This window comes from Staphylococcus kloosii (genome assembly GCF_032139365.1).
In the GTDB taxonomy this organism is placed as follows: Bacteria; Bacillota; Bacilli; order Staphylococcales; family Staphylococcaceae; genus Staphylococcus; species Staphylococcus kloosii_A.
In genome coordinates, this window is record NZ_JAVTDB010000085.1 from 1 (window position 1) to 16,940 (window position 16,940).

General features: G+C 32.5%; 13 protein-coding genes and 10 tRNA genes. 22 read left to right on the forward strand and 1 reads right to left on the reverse strand.

The window, feature by feature from the left end; translation table 11 throughout:
- Nucleotides 1-8 precede the first annotated feature (8 nt).
- From RPL90_RS12020 to RPL90_RS12065, 10 genes are all read left to right on the forward strand, one after another.
- A tRNA-Thr gene (locus tag RPL90_RS12020) sits at nucleotides 9-81 on the forward strand.
- Nucleotides 82-87: 6 nt separating this feature from the next.
- A tRNA-Tyr gene (locus tag RPL90_RS12025) sits at nucleotides 88-171 on the forward strand.
- 13 nt (nucleotides 172-184) lie between these two features.
- A tRNA-Trp gene (locus RPL90_RS12030) sits at nucleotides 185-258 on the forward strand.
- Between the two features lie 2 nt (nucleotides 259-260).
- Nucleotides 261-333 (forward strand) — tRNA-His (locus RPL90_RS12035).
- Between the two features lie 11 nt (nucleotides 334-344).
- A tRNA-Gln gene (locus RPL90_RS12040) sits at nucleotides 345-416 on the forward strand.
- A 6-nt stretch (nucleotides 417-422) separates the two neighbouring features.
- Nucleotides 423-496: transfer RNA gene (locus tag RPL90_RS12045), tRNA-Cys, on the forward strand.
- Between the two features lie 8 nt (nucleotides 497-504).
- Nucleotides 505-579: transfer RNA gene (locus RPL90_RS12050), tRNA-Gly, on the forward strand.
- Nucleotides 580-597: 18 nt separating this feature from the next.
- Nucleotides 598-672: transfer RNA gene (locus tag RPL90_RS12055), tRNA-Gly, on the forward strand.
- Between the two features lie 18 nt (nucleotides 673-690).
- Nucleotides 691-765: transfer RNA gene (locus RPL90_RS12060), tRNA-Gly, on the forward strand.
- Nucleotides 766-897: 132 nt separating this feature from the next.
- Nucleotides 898-981: transfer RNA gene (locus RPL90_RS12065), tRNA-Leu, on the forward strand.
- Nucleotides 982-1,081: 100 nt separating this feature from the next.
- Here RPL90_RS12065 and RPL90_RS12070 read toward each other — a convergent pair.
- Nucleotides 1,082-1,966: a sulfite exporter TauE/SafE family protein gene (locus RPL90_RS12070; RefSeq protein ID WP_313550014.1), complete on the reverse strand. Its 885-nt coding sequence runs from the start codon at nucleotides 1,964-1,966 to the stop codon at nucleotides 1,082-1,084.
- Between the two features lie 478 nt (nucleotides 1,967-2,444).
- Here RPL90_RS12070 and RPL90_RS12075 point away from each other — a divergent pair, with 478 nt between their 5' ends.
- The 12 genes from RPL90_RS12075 to RPL90_RS12130 all read left to right on the forward strand — a co-directional run bounded on the left by RPL90_RS12075 (nucleotide 2,445) and on the right by RPL90_RS12130 (nucleotide 16,786).
- On the forward strand, nucleotides 2,445-5,987 hold the full coding sequence (locus tag RPL90_RS12075) for a YSIRK-type signal peptide-containing protein (protein ID WP_313550015.1): 3,543 nt from the start codon (nucleotides 2,445-2,447) through the stop codon (nucleotides 5,985-5,987).
- Nucleotides 5,988-6,215: 228 nt separating this feature from the next.
- Nucleotides 6,216-7,502, forward strand: coding sequence for an LLM class flavin-dependent oxidoreductase (locus tag RPL90_RS12080; RefSeq protein ID WP_313550111.1), 1,287 nt, complete (start codon nucleotides 6,216-6,218; stop codon nucleotides 7,500-7,502).
- 204 nt (nucleotides 7,503-7,706) lie between these two features.
- Entirely contained in the window at nucleotides 7,707-8,504 is a 798-nt protein-coding gene (locus RPL90_RS12085; protein ID WP_313550016.1) for a carbon-nitrogen hydrolase family protein, read from the forward strand.
- A 1-nt stretch (nucleotide 8,505) separates the two neighbouring features.
- On the forward strand, nucleotides 8,506-9,831 hold the full coding sequence (locus RPL90_RS12090) for an APC family permease (protein ID WP_313550019.1): 1,326 nt from the start codon (nucleotides 8,506-8,508) through the stop codon (nucleotides 9,829-9,831).
- Between the two features lie 143 nt (nucleotides 9,832-9,974).
- Complete coding sequence (locus RPL90_RS12095; RefSeq protein ID WP_313550022.1) at nucleotides 9,975-11,033, forward strand: PTS sugar transporter subunit IIC; 1,059 nt, start codon at nucleotides 9,975-9,977, stop codon at nucleotides 11,031-11,033.
- Between the two features lie 155 nt (nucleotides 11,034-11,188).
- Nucleotides 11,189-12,652 (forward strand): ABC transporter substrate-binding protein/permease, encoded by a 1,464-nt coding sequence (locus RPL90_RS12100; protein WP_313550025.1) that lies wholly within the window; start codon nucleotides 11,189-11,191, stop codon nucleotides 12,650-12,652.
- Complete coding sequence (locus tag RPL90_RS12105; protein ID WP_313550028.1) at nucleotides 12,645-13,367, forward strand: amino acid ABC transporter ATP-binding protein; 723 nt, start codon at nucleotides 12,645-12,647, stop codon at nucleotides 13,365-13,367. The genes RPL90_RS12100 and RPL90_RS12105 overlap by 8 nt, the downstream gene beginning before the upstream one ends.
- A 150-nt stretch (nucleotides 13,368-13,517) precedes the next feature.
- Nucleotides 13,518-14,642: a tRNA epoxyqueuosine(34) reductase QueG gene (gene queG / locus RPL90_RS12110; RefSeq protein WP_313550030.1), complete on the forward strand. Its 1,125-nt coding sequence runs from the start codon at nucleotides 13,518-13,520 to the stop codon at nucleotides 14,640-14,642.
- A 4-nt stretch (nucleotides 14,643-14,646) separates the two neighbouring features.
- Entirely contained in the window at nucleotides 14,647-15,117 is a 471-nt protein-coding gene (gene trmL / locus RPL90_RS12115; RefSeq protein ID WP_313550033.1) for a tRNA (uridine(34)/cytosine(34)/5-carboxymethylaminomethyluridine(34)-2'-O)-methyltransferase TrmL, read from the forward strand.
- Between the two features lie 182 nt (nucleotides 15,118-15,299).
- On the forward strand, nucleotides 15,300-15,899 hold the full coding sequence (locus tag RPL90_RS12120) for a glucosamine-6-phosphate isomerase (RefSeq protein ID WP_313550036.1): 600 nt from the start codon (nucleotides 15,300-15,302) through the stop codon (nucleotides 15,897-15,899).
- A 37-nt stretch (nucleotides 15,900-15,936) separates the two neighbouring features.
- On the forward strand, nucleotides 15,937-16,116 hold the full coding sequence (locus RPL90_RS12125) for an SAS053 family DNA gyrase inhibitor (RefSeq protein ID WP_313550039.1): 180 nt from the start codon (nucleotides 15,937-15,939) through the stop codon (nucleotides 16,114-16,116).
- 253 nt (nucleotides 16,117-16,369) lie between these two features.
- Entirely contained in the window at nucleotides 16,370-16,786 is a 417-nt protein-coding gene (locus RPL90_RS12130) for a hypothetical protein (RefSeq protein ID WP_313550042.1), read from the forward strand.
- Nucleotides 16,787-16,940: the final 154 nt, after the last annotated feature.

The window sequence follows — 16,940 nt, forward strand, 5'->3', positions numbered from 1 at the left end:
TTATACAGGCCGGCCTAGCTCAACTGGTAGAGCAACTGACTTGTAATCAGTAGGTTGGGGGTTCAAGTCCTCTGGCCGGCATCACATGGAGGGGTAGCGAAGTGGCTAAACGCGGCGGACTGTAAATCCGCTCCTTCGGGTTCGGCAGTTCGAATCTGCCCCCCTCCACCATTTATAATTTAATAGGGGCATAGTTCAACGGTAGAATAGAGGTCTCCAAAACCTTTGATGTGGGTTCGATTCCTACTGCCCCTGCCATGGCGGTTGTGGCGAAGTGGTTAACGCATCGGATTGTGGTTCCGACATTCGTGGGTTCGATTCCCATCAACCGCCCTTAATATTAATGGGCTATAGCCAAGCGGTAAGGCAACGGACTTTGACTCCGTCACGCGCTGGTTCGAATCCAGCTAGCCCAGTAAATTGGCGGCATAGCCAAGTGGTAAGGCAGAGGTCTGCAAAACCTTTATCACCGGTTCAAATCCGGTTGCCGCCTCCATGTGATATGCGGGAGTAGTTCAACACTTAGAACAGGTTCCTTCCCGGAACAAGGTATAGGTGCAAATCCTATCTTCCGCTCCATTTAATTTAATAATAAATGCGGGAGTAGTTCAACACTTAGAACAGGTTCCTTCCCGGAACAAGGTATAGGTGCAAATCCTATCTTCCGCTCCATTTAATTTAATAATAAATGCGGGAGTAGTTTAACTCTTAGAACAGGTTCCTTCCCGGAACAAGGTATAGGTGTAAGTCCTATCTTCCGCTCCATTCAATTTAATAACAAATGCGGGAGTAGTTTAATTCTTAGAACAGGTTCCTTCCCGGAACAAGGTATAGGTGTAAGTCCTATCTTCCGCTCTATAATTGCTTCCAAAGGGAAGTTTTTTGTTTATCTATTGGGCCGGTGTGGCGGAATTGGCAGACGCGCGGGACTCAAAATCCCGTTCCTTCATTGGAGTGTCGGTTCGAACCCGACCACCGGTATTTCATAATACTCAATTTACCTCACATAAAGTGGGGTTTTTTAATTTCTTTAATAATTTAATTTTTTATATATAAAAAGCCTCTGTATAGAGGCTTTTTTTCATGTGTTTGATGTTGATACTTTTATTTTGTTTCTTAAAGCTGTTGTTAATACTAATGATAGCCAAGTTAACACGACGACAATTTTCACTGTGATTATAGCATTTCCATTATTTATAAATATTGATGCTAATGAACTTATATTTGTATAAACAATCAGGCCACCAACCCCTATAGCAAGAATATTTATCGGTAACGATTTTACTAGCCAAGCTGATATTGGTGCTGCGATAACGCCTCCGATCCCTAAGACTATGACCAATATCCAATTTATTGAAGCCCAATTTAGAAAAATTAAAAAGCTTAGTGATGACGATATAGTTACGAAAAATTCACTTGCTGATACCGTACCGATTACATAACGCGGTTCAATTTTTTTACTCGAAAGTAACAAGGGTGTGTTAACTGGTCCCCAGCCACCGCCACCAATAGAATCTAAAAATCCTGCAATAGCTGCTTGAGGCAACAGTACAAAATTGGATACCTTTTTAAAGCCAGCATTTTTGTTTAATTTTTTATCACTTTTGAAAAGAAATTGGTAAATAATATAAATTCCTAATAATAATAGAAATACTGATATTATTGGTTTCATAAAGTCTCCGTTTACATTACTTAAAAACATTGCCCCTATAAAAGCAGCGATTGAACCTGGGATCGCTAGTTTCAATACTGAAGGTTTATGTACATTATTAAACTTCAAATGTGATGTGCCTGCTGCAGCAGTCGTTAGTATTTCTGAAAAATGCACTGTTGCTGATGCTATAGCAGGAGTAATCCCAAATGTTAATAAAATAGATGATGCTGAAGCGCCATATCCCATACCTAGTGAACCATCTACTAATTCAGCTAGAAATCCAGCTAAAGCAAATATAATAATTTTTTGCATAATAACACTCCTTTAAATTTACTTTTAACATTCTTATCAGAATACTAAGGATTAAGTCTAAAAATTTGAACTCTAACTTTATTTTGAGCTGAGTTCTGGTGAATACAAACTTTGTATTAGAATTTTCTGAATTTATATTAAAATATATTACATTTATAAATACGCCATGTCAATACTTCATTTTAGTTAAAATTTAAAATAGAAGAAAAGTTTAATTATAGGTAACTTTAACTTATATTTTTGAAATATAAAATAAAGCATGAACGTAATAATACGTTATATCTTTTATTAGAGTAATTGCATCACTTTTTTTACAAATATTTTGATTAATTTTACTTTCGGTTCAAACAATCTTTCTATCTTTACTGGTCTTCTATATAATAATTTCGAAATGTTTATATAATTTTTTTATAGTAATAAATATATATCTATGTGTTATGTACTCATTTTACTTTATTGAATAAGGGAGTAATCTATTGTGAGAAGTTATAAAGCACACATTTCAACTACAAAGCATAGGTATGCTATTCGAAAATTTAGTATTGGTATTGCTTCAATTTTAGTAGGTAGTGCACTCTATTATGGTGGTAATCAAGAAGCACAAGCATCAGAACAAGTAAGTCAAAGCAACAATGTTAGTAGTAATCCAAGTGATGTCGTACAAAGTAGTAGGGAAAATGATGTAACAAATAGCACAGGCGAAGAAGCTGTCAATGAGCTGAGCGATAATGTACATAATCAGTCTTCAAACAGTGATAATGAAAATACACAAAGCAATCATTTGCAAAAGATAAGTCAGGTTAACGAAAATAATGATTCATCAGTTTCTTCTCAATCAAGAACACAGCAAAGTCAATTAGTAAATGGAGCCATTGATAGATTGGGGGAATCACAAGTAAATAATAACCCTCAAGCGTCAAACGCAACTACTAGCACAAATGAAGCAGTTACTAATACAATACATCATGATCTTGACGTTAATCATAGTATAGAACAAAGACCTCAGCACAATGCTAATCATAGTAACGTAAATGTAGGTAAACCAAAAATATATCCAGTTCAGGTGGTTAGGAAGTCTGTGAGTGCGCAGACGAAAGATGTAGATGTATTAAAAATTGTTGAAAGTCATAGTAAATATCTTTCTGACGAAGAGCGTAAATACTTTTTAAGAATGGTTAGTCGTAATTCTTCTTTCCAACCACGTGACTGGAAGCATATTTATAGAAAAGACTATAATGGTATTTCTGCCACTGTAAACTCGAGAGTAATAGGTGCTAACAAAGTAAATATCAATAATAAAATTATTAATGCTATGTATGATTTAATAGAAAACCGTAACAATGATAGTTATTACAGAGAATTATCAGGGAAAAAAAGTGTTAATTATTATAAAATAGATAAATACATTCAACGTGAACAGGATCAACAAATTGTTAAAATACCAATAAGTAAAAGTACTAAAAAGATTTCTGAATATAAAGGTGGGAAATGGATACCTTGGAATCAACGTTATGAACAATGGGGGTTAAGAACAAACGAATCATTGAATAATAAAATAGAACAAGTTTTCGTAAAATATCGTTGGAAAGGCCAAGATTATAAAGATGTTTTAACACGAAATAATAAAGGATTTTATTGGTTTAAAGAAGATGAGAAATTTACTGTTGGTAAATCACATATAGGTGGAGGCGTAGATTTCTTTATCAAATTTAAAAAGAATGTAGTGTTAGACAAAGCTAAAGATTTACTTTGGGGTTATATTATTAGTGATACGAAAGAGAATAGAACTATGTTAGGTTCAAATATAGGATTTAAAAAATTAAACCTAGGGGAAAGTAATTTAGATACACGATTCAATAACTTTGCGTTAAATAAGTTTAAAGAAAAAATCACTACTAAATTAAATAATCCGAATAGTGTTTTTGCTACTTCGGTAGGGAATAAATCTTATTATTTGAATTTATTAAATAAAGCTACTGAAAATGTATCGAGTAGTTTAGATTATCAACGTGCAATTTTGTCATTAAATAATTTAGAAGCACGTTTAATTTCTGCAGACAATGAAGTTAAACCTACTACTTTAACTAATCAACAAGTAAGTACGGATACGCATGTAGTAGATGTATTTAAATATATTAATGCCCATGAACAACATTTAACTGATGAAGAGCGTCTCCTATTTTTACACACAGCAATACGTTATACATCATTGACAGAAATTGATTGGAATAAAGTATATAGTAAAAATTATGATACCTTATCATCAACTGCGAATACGTGTAAGTTAAATGCTGCACAAGTGACTAATATAAATAAAACGTTAAATGCACTATATGATTTAATCCAAAATCGAAATAGCGATAACTTTTATAAAGAATTGGCAAATGATTCTAAAACGGGTGGGATACAAAATCACTTCTCTGTTAAAAATACTATTCAACAAATTGAAGGACATCAAGCTTTAGAGTTTGCATTCAGTAAAAATAAGATGCAATTATCTCAAAATAAAAATGGATGTTGGCAACCGTTAAATCTTCGTTATGAACAATGGGGATTAAGAACGAATGAATCATTAAATAATAAAATAGAACAAGTTTTAGTCAAATATCGTTGGAATGGTAAAGAACAAGAAGAAGTTTTAAAGAGAAATGATAAAGGATTTTATTGGTTTAAAGAGGATGAAAAATTTGCTATTGATAAATCAAATGTAGGCAGAAGTTTAAACTATCTAATTAAATTTAAAAAAGGTGTTACTTTAGATAAAGCAAAAGATGCCGCATGGGGTTATATTATTAGTGACTCTAAAAATCTTAGTACTGTGGCGGATGCTAATATTGGCTTCGAAAAATTAACTTTTAACGTTGTAGAACAGAATTTTAATCAACAAACTATCTTAAATTTAAAACAACAATTAGTCGATCATATAAATAACCAAAGTAGTAAATTAACGTCACAAGCGAATGATGTTCAAACATATATTGATCAAGTTAACGCAATTACTGCTTCTACAGCAACACCTCAGTCGGTAGACGAAGTTAAAGCTCAACTTAAAACTGTGTTACAGCAAATTATGCAAGCAGTAGAAGCAAATGAACAACAAAATAATATTATAAAAGTGCCAAGTAATAAACGACATTTAAAATTATTTGCGCAAAGTAATAAAGATGTTAATTTCCATAGTTTCCAATCTAAAAATACAAAACCCGCCAATTCTATAAATGCGGACGGTTCATTGACTTTAAAACCTAAAGGATATTTCTTCTATAACTTAAAAACTGTTGATAAGTTGGCACCTGGTAAACAAATTAACATCAAAGTATTAGCAGATAAAGTTGATGAAACTACTAAATTTGAATATAGTGTACAGCGTAAAGATAATACGTATTTGGTAGTTGTATCTGATATACCGAAATCAAAAGAAGGATATTATGAATTGAAAAACTTTGTTGTTCCAAAAGATGCGGAAAGAATATCATTACGTTTAGATAATAGAACGGGGACTACTGAAGCACAAATTAAATCATTTACTGTGACATTAGCAAATAGTGTGACAAATGATTTATTTGAGAAAAATTTAATTGTAACACCTACCAATCAACAACATATTGGTAAATATGCTAAGCATATCAAAGATAAATACTTTTATAGTTTCCAATCATTAAAAACGGGTCCCGTTAATTCTATAAATCCTGATGGCACACTTACTATAAAACCTAAAGGGTATTTGTTCTATAGTTTAAAAGCAGTAGATCAATTAGCACCTGGTAAGACATTTAATATTCAAGTAGGTGCAACACAAGTAGATGACAATACTAAAGTAGAATATGCTATTTATGATGCGCAAAATAATTTATTAGCAAAAATTACTGATATCCCTAAAAATGAAGATGGTACGTATAAATTAGAAAATGTTGTTGTTCCTGACAATGCTAGTAGGATCGCTGTAAGAGTGGATAATAGAAAAGGTACAAGTAACACACAATTATCGGGTTTATATGTAGTGCCTGCGGATAAAATATGAAAATAAATAAATTATAAAAGACAGTCATCTGATATGCACATCAAAAGTTGGACTAATAATTTAACTTATGGGGTGCATATCAATCTTTGGCTGTCTTCTTTATTATTTTTAAAATAAATTATACTTTTTGTTAGATAATAAATTGACTGATTGCTCAGAAAATGGTAACTTAAAGTTTATTAAAATACTCGGAATAGTAAGGTTTTAGGGGGAATAGAGTTGAATAGAATGAAATTAGGCTTTTTTATGGCTGGTTATGGGCATCATGTCGCTAGTTGGAGACATCCAGACGTAGCAAAAAAAGGTACGATGGACTTAAATAGTATTATTGAAAATGTGAAAACTGCAGAACGTGCGCATTTTGATTTTGTGTTTATTTCAGATGCATTGTTTGTTGATAAAAAAACACATCCCGATTTAATGACAAGATTTGAACCTATTAATTTAATGTCAGTTATTTCTAGAGAAACGACAAATATAGGACTTATAGTGACAGCTTCAACTACATTTTCACAACCATTTTTACTTGCTCGTGATTTCGCAACTTTAGATCATATAAGCAATGGTAGAGCGGGTTGGAACATTGTCACATCTGGTGTGAATGATACGGCTCAAAATTTTAATGGCGCGCAAAATATGGAACATGATTTACGTTATGACCAAGCAGCTGAATTTGTCGATGTGACACAAAAACTTTGGCATTCTTGGGATAATGTAACTTTTGATAGAGATCAACAAAATGGTCAGTTCATTAGTAAGGAAGAACCAGAAGCGATTAATCATAAAGGACAGTTCTTTCAAGTCAAAGGCCCATTAAATGTTGAGCGTTCGCCTCAAGGTCATCCATTAATGATACAAGCAGGGTCATCGAAAAAAGGTGTAGCATTTGCATCAAAAGTAGCTGAAGTTATTTTCACTGCACAAACTGATGTAGATGATGCAACTAAATTTGCTGATGAAGTTAAAGAGAAAGTGTATCAAGAAAGAGGCGAAAATCAAGAAGTTGTAATTATGCCTGGGATATTTCCTGTTATTGGAGATACAGACGCAGAAGCAAAAGCAAATTACGAAGAATTGCAAGAATTAATACTACCGGAAATTGGTTTAGAATTATTATCTTCTTATTTAGGTGATATTGATTTGAGTGGTTATGATTTAAACACACCTTTTGAACAAATTAATTTAGACTCAGGTAATGGTATTCAAAGTCGTATAAGTATTATTCAAGCGCATGCAAGTAAACATAATTTGACTTTGGATGATGTTATGAAATCTGTTGCTGGGGCCAGAGGTCACCATATTATAATAGGTACTCCAGAAAAAATAGCAGATAATATGGAAGAGTGGTTTACTAAAGGAGCTGCAGATGGTTTTAATGTCATGCCGCCACTGATACCTACTCAGTTTGATTTATTTGTTGAAAAAGTGGTTCCTATTTTACAAGAGAGAGGCCTAGTACAAAAATCATATAATGCAGGCACATTGCGAGAAAAACTTGGTCTCGAGACTAAATAATACGTTATTTTAAAATAAAATATTTAGAACTGGTGCCTTAAATTTTAGGAAACTGGTTCTTTTTAAACTACCAATTATTATAGTAAAATTCAGACAATTATTAATGTGTTAATTAAAGAAAAACTTTAATTACTAAATTAATTGTAAGTATTTGTTTGAACTAGTTATTGGTAGTTTTATTTTTGAACAAAGGGGAGAAGTAACATGAAAATAACGTTAGCACAAATACAGCCTGACGTTGGGGATTTATCTACAAACGTTAATAATATTTGTACTATATTAACTGAGGCGAGTAGGCATCACGGTGAACTTGTTTTATTTCCGGAATTATCATTATCTGGATATGTGACGAATCAACTAACTTTAGAAGAGACAGCGATGAGCGATAGTGATTATTTAATTATGAAAATCAAACAAGTATGTAATCAAGTTAATATTGATGCCATTATCTCGTTTCCTGAACTAGCTGAACAAAATTTTTATATTACGTCGTTATACATAGACCATAATGGTGAAGTTTTAGCTAAATATCGTAAAACGCATTTATTTGCTGATGAACAAAAATTATTTACTAAAGGTGAAGATTATCCAGTTTTTAATACGCAATTTGGTAAATTAGGCATGATGATCTGTTATGATTTAGAATTTCCAGAAGTTGCGCGTTTATTAAAACTTCAAGGGGCGGAGATGATCTTAATCTCTACAGCAAACATGCAACCATATGAACATCATCAAGATGTGTATTTAATGAGTAGAGCGCTTGAAAATGAATTGCCGGTAGCAATTGCGAATCAAGTTGGCATTAATGAGCCACATCACTTTTTTGGTCATAGTGCAGTAGTTGATCATAATGGTCAATTTTTACTAAAGCTTGATAACGTTGCTCAATCGCAACAAGTTAGTGTTAATTTAAATATTAATAGAGATGCTGATTTAGATTACGTAAATAATTTACATTCTAATATTTATCAAAAACTCTCTTCAATTAAGGAGAGTGTGTAATATGGAACAAGGTAAACTACAACAGTCTTTATCCCTCTATCAAGTTATCATGTTTGGACTCGCCTATATGGCTCCGATGATTGTATTTGGAACATATGGTACATTATTTGAAACAACACAAGGCTTTGTACCTTATGCTTATTTATTTGCAACAATTGCCATGTTATTTACAGCATATAGTTACGGTCAGATGGCAAAGGCTTTCCCTTCAGCTGGATCTGCATATACATTTGTTTCGAAAAGTATGAATCGTTCATTAGGTTTTATGATTGGATGGACAATTTTACTGGATTACTTATTTTTACCACTTGTTATTTGGTTAATAGGTGCTGAGTATTTAAGTACAGCATTTCCTATCGTACCTAATTGGTGTTGGATAGTCATATTTATCATTGTTACTACATTAATCAATATTATTGGTATTAATACAACGACAACGATGAACTTGCTTATCATGGTATTTCAAATATTAGTCATCGCTATTTTTATTATTCTATGTGTATGGAGCGTCGTACATGGTATGGGTGAAGGTCATTTAGTTAGTAAAAATGTCTTCGTTTTACCACAAAGTCATATAACACCTGTTTTAGCCGGGGCCTCTATTGCATGTTATTCGTTCTTAGGATTTGACGCGGTAACAACTTTATCAGAAGAAACAAAAAATCCTGAGAAAACGATCCCAAGAGCCATAATGTTAATTACATTAATCGGTGGTTTTTTATTTATAGTAGTAGCTTACGTACTTTCAATTACTATACCTAATTTCGATGCTATTCAAAATACAGAATCAGCTGCATTTGAAATCGCTAAGATAGTAGGAGGAAACTTTTTATCAGCTTTATTCCTAAGTGGATTAATACTAGCTCAGTTTGCTTCTGGTTTATCTGCCCAAACAAGTGGTGCGAGATTATTGTATGCGATGGGTAGAGACGGCGTATTAAATAAGAAAATATTTGGTTTCGTCGGTAAAAGAAGCCAAACACCATTATTTAATTTAATGTTTATCGGTGTAGTTGGACTTATTGGTATTTTAATGAGTATTAGCACATCTACCTCATTTATTAATTTTGGAGCATTTATATCATTTACGTTCGTTAACTTAGCAGTTATTATTCACTATTTTGTCAGACAACGACAACGTAGTGGCGTAAAATTAATTCCGTACTTAATTGTTCCAATCATTGGTGTTATTTTAGACGTTAGTCTGTTCGTAAGTCTCGATAAACATGCACTAATACTAGGTTCGTTATGGACTTGTGTTGGTTTTGTTTATTTACTATGCATTACAAAATGCTTCTCAAAAGCACCACCAAGTTTATCATTTTAATATACAAAAGCTCAAAACCTCTATAGATGGTTTTGAGCTTTTATTGTATTAACTATAACTAAATTCTTTATCAATTCAATATTGTAGTTTCATAAGTAATATAATATTATTAGGTCTAAGATACATATAGAGGAGATAGTCTTATGAGCAAAACTAAAGTTGCCCCACAGCAATTTTTTATGAATATTTTAAATGCGGTAGGGGCTGGAGTTGTTATAGCCTTAATTCCGAATGCCTTATTAGGTGAATTATTAAAATTTTTTAAAGAAGGCAATGATTTATTACAAACTACATATGACATTGTCGTAGTTATACAATCGTTTATGGCATTTATTATTGGTGTTTTAACTGCCCATCAATTTAAGTTTAGTGGCGCTGGTGCAACGATGGTTGGTGTTGCTGCAATGATTGGTAGTGGTGCGGTAAAATTATCGGGAAATGGCATCTCATTGAATGGTATTGGCGATATTATCAATATCATTATCGTTGTAATGATTGCGAGCTTGTTATTTTTAATTTTACAAGACAAATTAGGCTCATTAGAAATGATCATTTTACCAGTATTGATTCCTGTAGTTAGTGGCATTATAGGATTATACACTTTACCATACGTATCCAAAGTCACTAAAGGAATAGGACATGTTATTAATTCTTTTACAGAACTCAACCCAATGTTAATGTCAGTTTTAATATGTGTGGCATATGCATTATTAATGGTGACACCAATTTCACTTGTGGCTATCGCTACTGCAATTGGTTTAAGTGGATTAGGCAGTGGTGCTGCTAATATGGGTATCGTCGCTTCATGTGTAACTTTCTTATTTGGATCTTTGAGAGTCAATTCTACTGGTGTGAATTTAGTATTAATTATTGGAGCAGCTAAAATGATGATACCAGTATATTTGAAAAATCTTATCATAGCAGTACCTTTAGCAATCAATGGTATCATATGTGGATTAGTGGCATATTTTATAAATATACAAGGAACACCGATGTCCGCTGGATTTGGTTATACCGGTCTTGTAGGACCTATCAATGCTTTCAATAGAATGTCTGGAGATCCAACTACAAACATTATATTGCTTGTTTTCGGTTACTTTATTATTCCGTTTGTAGCAGGTTTCTTCGTTCATGAGTTATGCAAAAAATTTATAAATAGATACAGTGATGAATTGTATAAATTTGAAATACCAGAACAATAATATTAGAACTAGGAAGGTTATAGCTGCAGCGCGTATACTTTCCTAGTTTTTTATATATTTTTTATGATTTCTTTTAAAAGTTATCTAAAATCTCATTGAATATATTTACGTAATTATGTATAATAATAAAATAATTGAGAAAGGGGTCATGGTTTATGAAAGTATTTGGGAAAATTATGTTGGCAGCTATTATTATATTAAGTTCAATCAGCCTTTATCTTAAGCCAACAACACATGCTGCAGAAGATAAGCAGTGGGAAAAAATAAAAAAAAGAGGAGAATTAAGAGTAGGTTTATCTGCCGATTATGCCCCTTATGAATTTGAACATAATGTTAAAGGGAAGACGCAGTATGCAGGGATTGATATTGAATTAACTAAAAAAATAGCTAAAGACAATAATTTAAAGTTAAAAATTGTAAATATGCAATTTGATAGTTTATTGGGAGCTATTAAGACAGGAAAAATTGATTTGATTATATCTGGTATGACCCCGACTCCTGAACGTGAAAAGGAAGTTGATTTTTCGAATCCGTATATGACAGTTACGCAAAAAATGATTATTAAAAAAGCGAATGAGGATAAATTAAAAACGCTAGATGACTTTACAAATAAAAGAATTGGTGTTCAAAAGCAAACACAACAGGAAACGATAGCTAATGAAGAAATCAACAATGCACAAGTACAGTCTTTAACGAGAGTTCCTGAAGTCATCATGTCATTAAAAAGTGGTAAAGTTGACGGCATGGTTATTGAAGGACCTGTTGCTGAAGCATACTTAAAACAAAACCCAGATTTAAAATTTGCAAATGGTGTTAAGTTTAAAGAGGGTGAGAAACAAACTGCGATAGCACTACCAAAACATTCACCAACATTGATGAAACAATTAAACTCAACAATTAAAGAAGTAAAAGATAAAAATTTAGTTGATAAATATAAAGATAAAGCAGCCGAAGCTATGAAAAAAGATGACGGAAACTTCTTTACTAAATATGGTAGCTTCTTCTTAAAAGGTATAGGAAATACGATTCTTGTGTCTATTGTCGGTGTCGTTTTAGGTGCATTATTTGGCGCAATTATTGCATTGTTTAAATTAAGTAAATTTAAACCACTAAGATGGTTAGCATCTGCATATATAGAATTTTTAAGAGGCACGCCATTACTCGTACAAGTGTTTTTAGTTTATTTTGGTTCGACAGCCGTTTTAGGACTTGATATTTCAGCATTGATTTGCGGTATGATTGCGCTCGTGATTAATTGTTCAGCTTACATAGCAGAAATTATCAGAGCTGGTATTAATGCTGTTGATAAAGGTCAAATGGAAGCAGCGCGTAGTTTAGGTCTATCTTATGGCCAAACGATGAAATCGGTCATTTTACCTCAAGCAATTAAAAATATATTACCGGCACTAGGCAATGAATTTGTAACTGTTATTAAAGAATCATCTATCATTTCAGTTATTGGTGTAAGTGAAATTATGTTTAATGCACAAGTTGTTCAAGGTGCATCATTCGATCCGTTCACGCCATTACTAGTAGCAGCAATATTATACTTTGTACTTACATTCACGTTATCTCGTGTCATGTATTTCTTCGAAGGGAGATTAAAAGTCAGTGATTGATATTAAAAATTTAACTAAAAATTTTGGCCAAAACGAAGTGTTAAAAGGGATAGACTTAACAGTAGAACGTGGTGAAGTAGTAGCAATTATTGGACCTTCAGGTAGTGGTAAAAGTACTTTGTTAAGATGCATGAACTTATTAGAAACTCCGACTAGTGGAGATGTAATATTTGAAGGCAACAATTTAATGGACAAACATACTCAACTTGAACAGTTGCGTCAACAAATGGGTATGGTGTTCCAAAACTTTAATCTTTTTCCACATAAAAAAGTAATCGACAATGTATTATTAGCGCCATCATTATTAAAAAAAGGTGATGCCAACGCATTGCGTAGCGATGGTTTGAAACTATTAGAAAAAGTAGGATTAGGTGATAAAGCCGATGCATATCCTGCTCAATTGTCTGGTGGTCAAAAGCAAAGAGTTGCTATTGCACGTGCCTTAGCTATGAATCCAAAAGTATTGTTATTTGATGAACCTACATCTGCTTTAGACCCTGAAGTTGTAGGAGACGTTTTGGCGGTAATGAAAGATTTAGCCAAAGAAGGGATGACAATGGTTGTCGTTACACATGAAATGTCATTTGCTAGAGATGTTAGTGATAAAGTTGTCTTTATGGCAGACGGCGTAGTTGTTGAATCAGGCACTCCAACTAAAGTATTTGACAATAGAAAACATGAGAGAACTAAGTCATTCTTAGCTCGAGTATTATAAATAAGTTTAAAAAGACAGTAATATCTTATTATTTTAAAAATAAGATATTACTGTCTTTATTTTATGTTTTTGTAATGATATTCATTTATTCTCTATACATTTGTGATGTGTTACACTAATATATGTATGTTTTTTTAATGGAGTGAGTAAATGGATATTAAGCAATTAAAACAAGATGTTATTACATACGCACATTCGATTGGTATAGATAGTATAGGTTTTACAACTGCAGATCCATTTGATGAATTAAAACAAAAACTTATAAATTATCATGAACAAGGTTATGCTTCTGGTTTCGAAGAATCAGATATTTCATTGCGTACTGAACCTAAGCTTTCATTGCCTACAGCAAGATCTATTATAGCTATCGCAGTAGGATATCCCAATAAATTAAAAGGTGCGCCTAAGAGTGTAAAAGGTGATAGAAGAGGTATGTTTGCTCGCGCGTCATGGGGTCAAGATTATCATACGATAATGAGAAATAGACTTGACAAGCTAGCTGAGTATTTAAAAACCAAAGTGCCTGACGTGGAAGTTCAATCAATGGTAGATACTGGCGTGCTATCTGATCGCGCTGTTGCCGAAAGAGCTGGTCTTGGTTTTGCGGGAAGAAATGGTTTTGTCATTAATCCCGATTTAGGTACGTGGACATATTTAGGTGAAATGCTAGTCAGTATACCATTTGAACCAGATGATCCTCTTATGGATAGTTGTGGTGATTGTACGATATGTGTAGATAGGTGTCCCACTGGTGCATTAGTAGGTGACGGTCAATTAAATAGCCAAAAATGTATTAGTTTCTTAACCCAAACCAAAGGCTACATGAAAGACGAATATCGTTATAAAATTGGCAATAGATTATATGGTTGCGATACTTGCCAACAAGTTTGTCCTAAAAATAAAGGTATCAATACGCAGCACGACGATATCGTATTAGAACCTGAAATCTTAAAACCAAGATTAGTGCCACTATTAAAAATGAGTAATAAGGAATTTAAAAATACTTATGGTCATCTAGCCGGTGCTTGGAGAGGTAAAAAGCCAATCCAACGAAATGCAATTTTAGCTTTAGCTCATTTTAAAGAAACTACAGCAATTCCTGAGTTAAAAGACGTTGCATTAAACGATCCAAGACCAATGATTCGAGGTACGGCATATTGGGCAATTGGGCAAATATTGGGTGATGAAGCAACTGAATTTATAAACGAACATTATGCTTCTGAAATTGAAGAAGTACAACAAGAAATGATTAAAGGATTAGAACAGGAGAGTTAACCTTATGACGAATCACATCGTATTATTTCAACCTGAAATACCAGGAAATACAGGTAGTATCGCTAGAACTTGTGCTGGCACATATACGCATTTACATTTGATAAAACCATTAGGCTTTAGTACAGATGATAAAATGTTAAAACGTGCTGGTCTTGATTATTGGGATAGTGTTAACATTACTTATCATGAAAGTATTGAAGCATTTTTCGACGACACTGAAGGAAATTATTATCTATTAACAAAATTTGGGAAGAAGACTTATTCCAATTTTGATTTTTCTAATAGTGCAGAAGAACATTACTTTATTTTCGGACGTGAAACGACAGGTTTACCAGATTGGGTAAAAGAAAAGTATCAAGATACTGCTTTAAGAATGCCAATGAATACTAACATCAGATCATTAAATTTATCTAATACGGCATCGATTTTAATTTATGAAGCTTTAAGACAACAGGATTTTCCAAATTTAACATAATTGATGTAATTAAAATAGTGAAATGACAAATAAAGACTTGTATAATTATGATATTAAGAATGATAAAATATACAATGATGTTAATAATGGTATAAACAATGCGTTTATCTGCTTACAAACTAGGGTAGTAGTAAAGCAATATAAGCGTCTATATTTAATGGATAACAAGGAGTGCAAACACTATGGCAATGAACTTTAAAGTTTTAGAAAATGAAAATATTGTAGCAGAATATGTAGCTGATATTTTAAGAAAACAATTCAATAATAATCCGACAACTATTGCTGGGGTACATCTTACAAAGGATAATGCGCCTGTTTTAGATGAACTAAAGAAAAATGTTGATACACACGCTGTAGATTTCAGTCAGATTAATATTTTAGATTATGATGACCATAAATCATATTATGAAGCATTGGGTGTACCGGAAGGTCAAATTTACAATATTTCATTTAGTGAAGATACTGAGTCATTTATCGGCGATAAAATCAAAACAAAAGAGAATAAAGGTAAATTAATTTTACAAGTAGCTTCAATTGATAGCTCAGGCAAATTAGATGTTAGTATTCGCCAAGGATTATTAAATGCGCGTGAAGTATTTTTAGTTGTTACTGGTAGCGATAAAAAAGAAGCGGTGCAAAAATTATACGCAGAGAATGGTAAAACAAGTTATGAACCCGCAGATTTAAAAGCGCATAGAGTGGTCAATGTTATTTTAGATGAAGCTGCTGCCGAAGGTTTACCTGAAGATGTACGTCATTATTTTACGGCAAAATTTGCGTAAGTTAATACTATGAGTTAGTTATGAGAGGTGAATTATAATGACTCATGAAAATACACATCAACATTATGAAGATGATGAAAACATTGAAAATGAAATGGTTGATGATTACTCAGATTTAGTCGAATTAGGCAAAGAAATGGAACAAATTTCGGAAGAAAATGATGAAGATAAACTTAACAAAACGCATGATCCAAAGACACGTTCCGATTTAGACTAAATATGATTAGAGCCTGAGACAATAATATTGTCATCAGGCTCTATTTTTATATCGGCAGTAGATGACTGAATTGAAAAATGCGCTTATATCCAGCTTTTCTCAACTTTAGTCATCCTTGCTGGGGCGGGAATACTAAATCTTCTTATTAAAAATAAGATTTTTGTCCTGCTCCTTTTTTATTAACTCAGCAGTCATCATTTTGTTATACATATGTTATGATTAAGACAATAAATTGGTTAAGGAGAAAATAAGAATGATAGCAAAAAATTGGAAATACATAATGGTAGCGGCTGTCGTTATTAATTTAATTTCAATAAAAGGATTCCCAATGGCAATTGGAGCGATATACTTACCTATTTTATTCAAAGTAATAAAAATGCAAATTAATTTATCTAAAGGATTAGTAGATAATGTAAATCCTAAAACATTTATTAAATCAAACCAAACTGGTGTCATTATAAGTGTTATTTGTTGTATTGTAATATCAGTTTTATTAATGAAGCCATTAAATAATTTTTATAGTAATCTAGATGGATTTTTAGGTGCATTAATAGCAATAAGTCCGTTAACAATGACCATAGGGGCGATATTATTAATATTAACAGCTATTGGCGTAATTCAAGCTGCTAAAAACTTCTATGCTCATAGTACGGTGACCGACAATAATTAAATAGAAGTATTGAGACAGAACAATTTTTCAAAATTTCATTTTGACTTATTTGTTCTGTTTTGTTGTCTCAATATAATAATTTTACGCTTATTATGAAAACGCTATATTATGTCATTGCCCGACTAAATTAATTAATGATATACTAAAGTTGAAC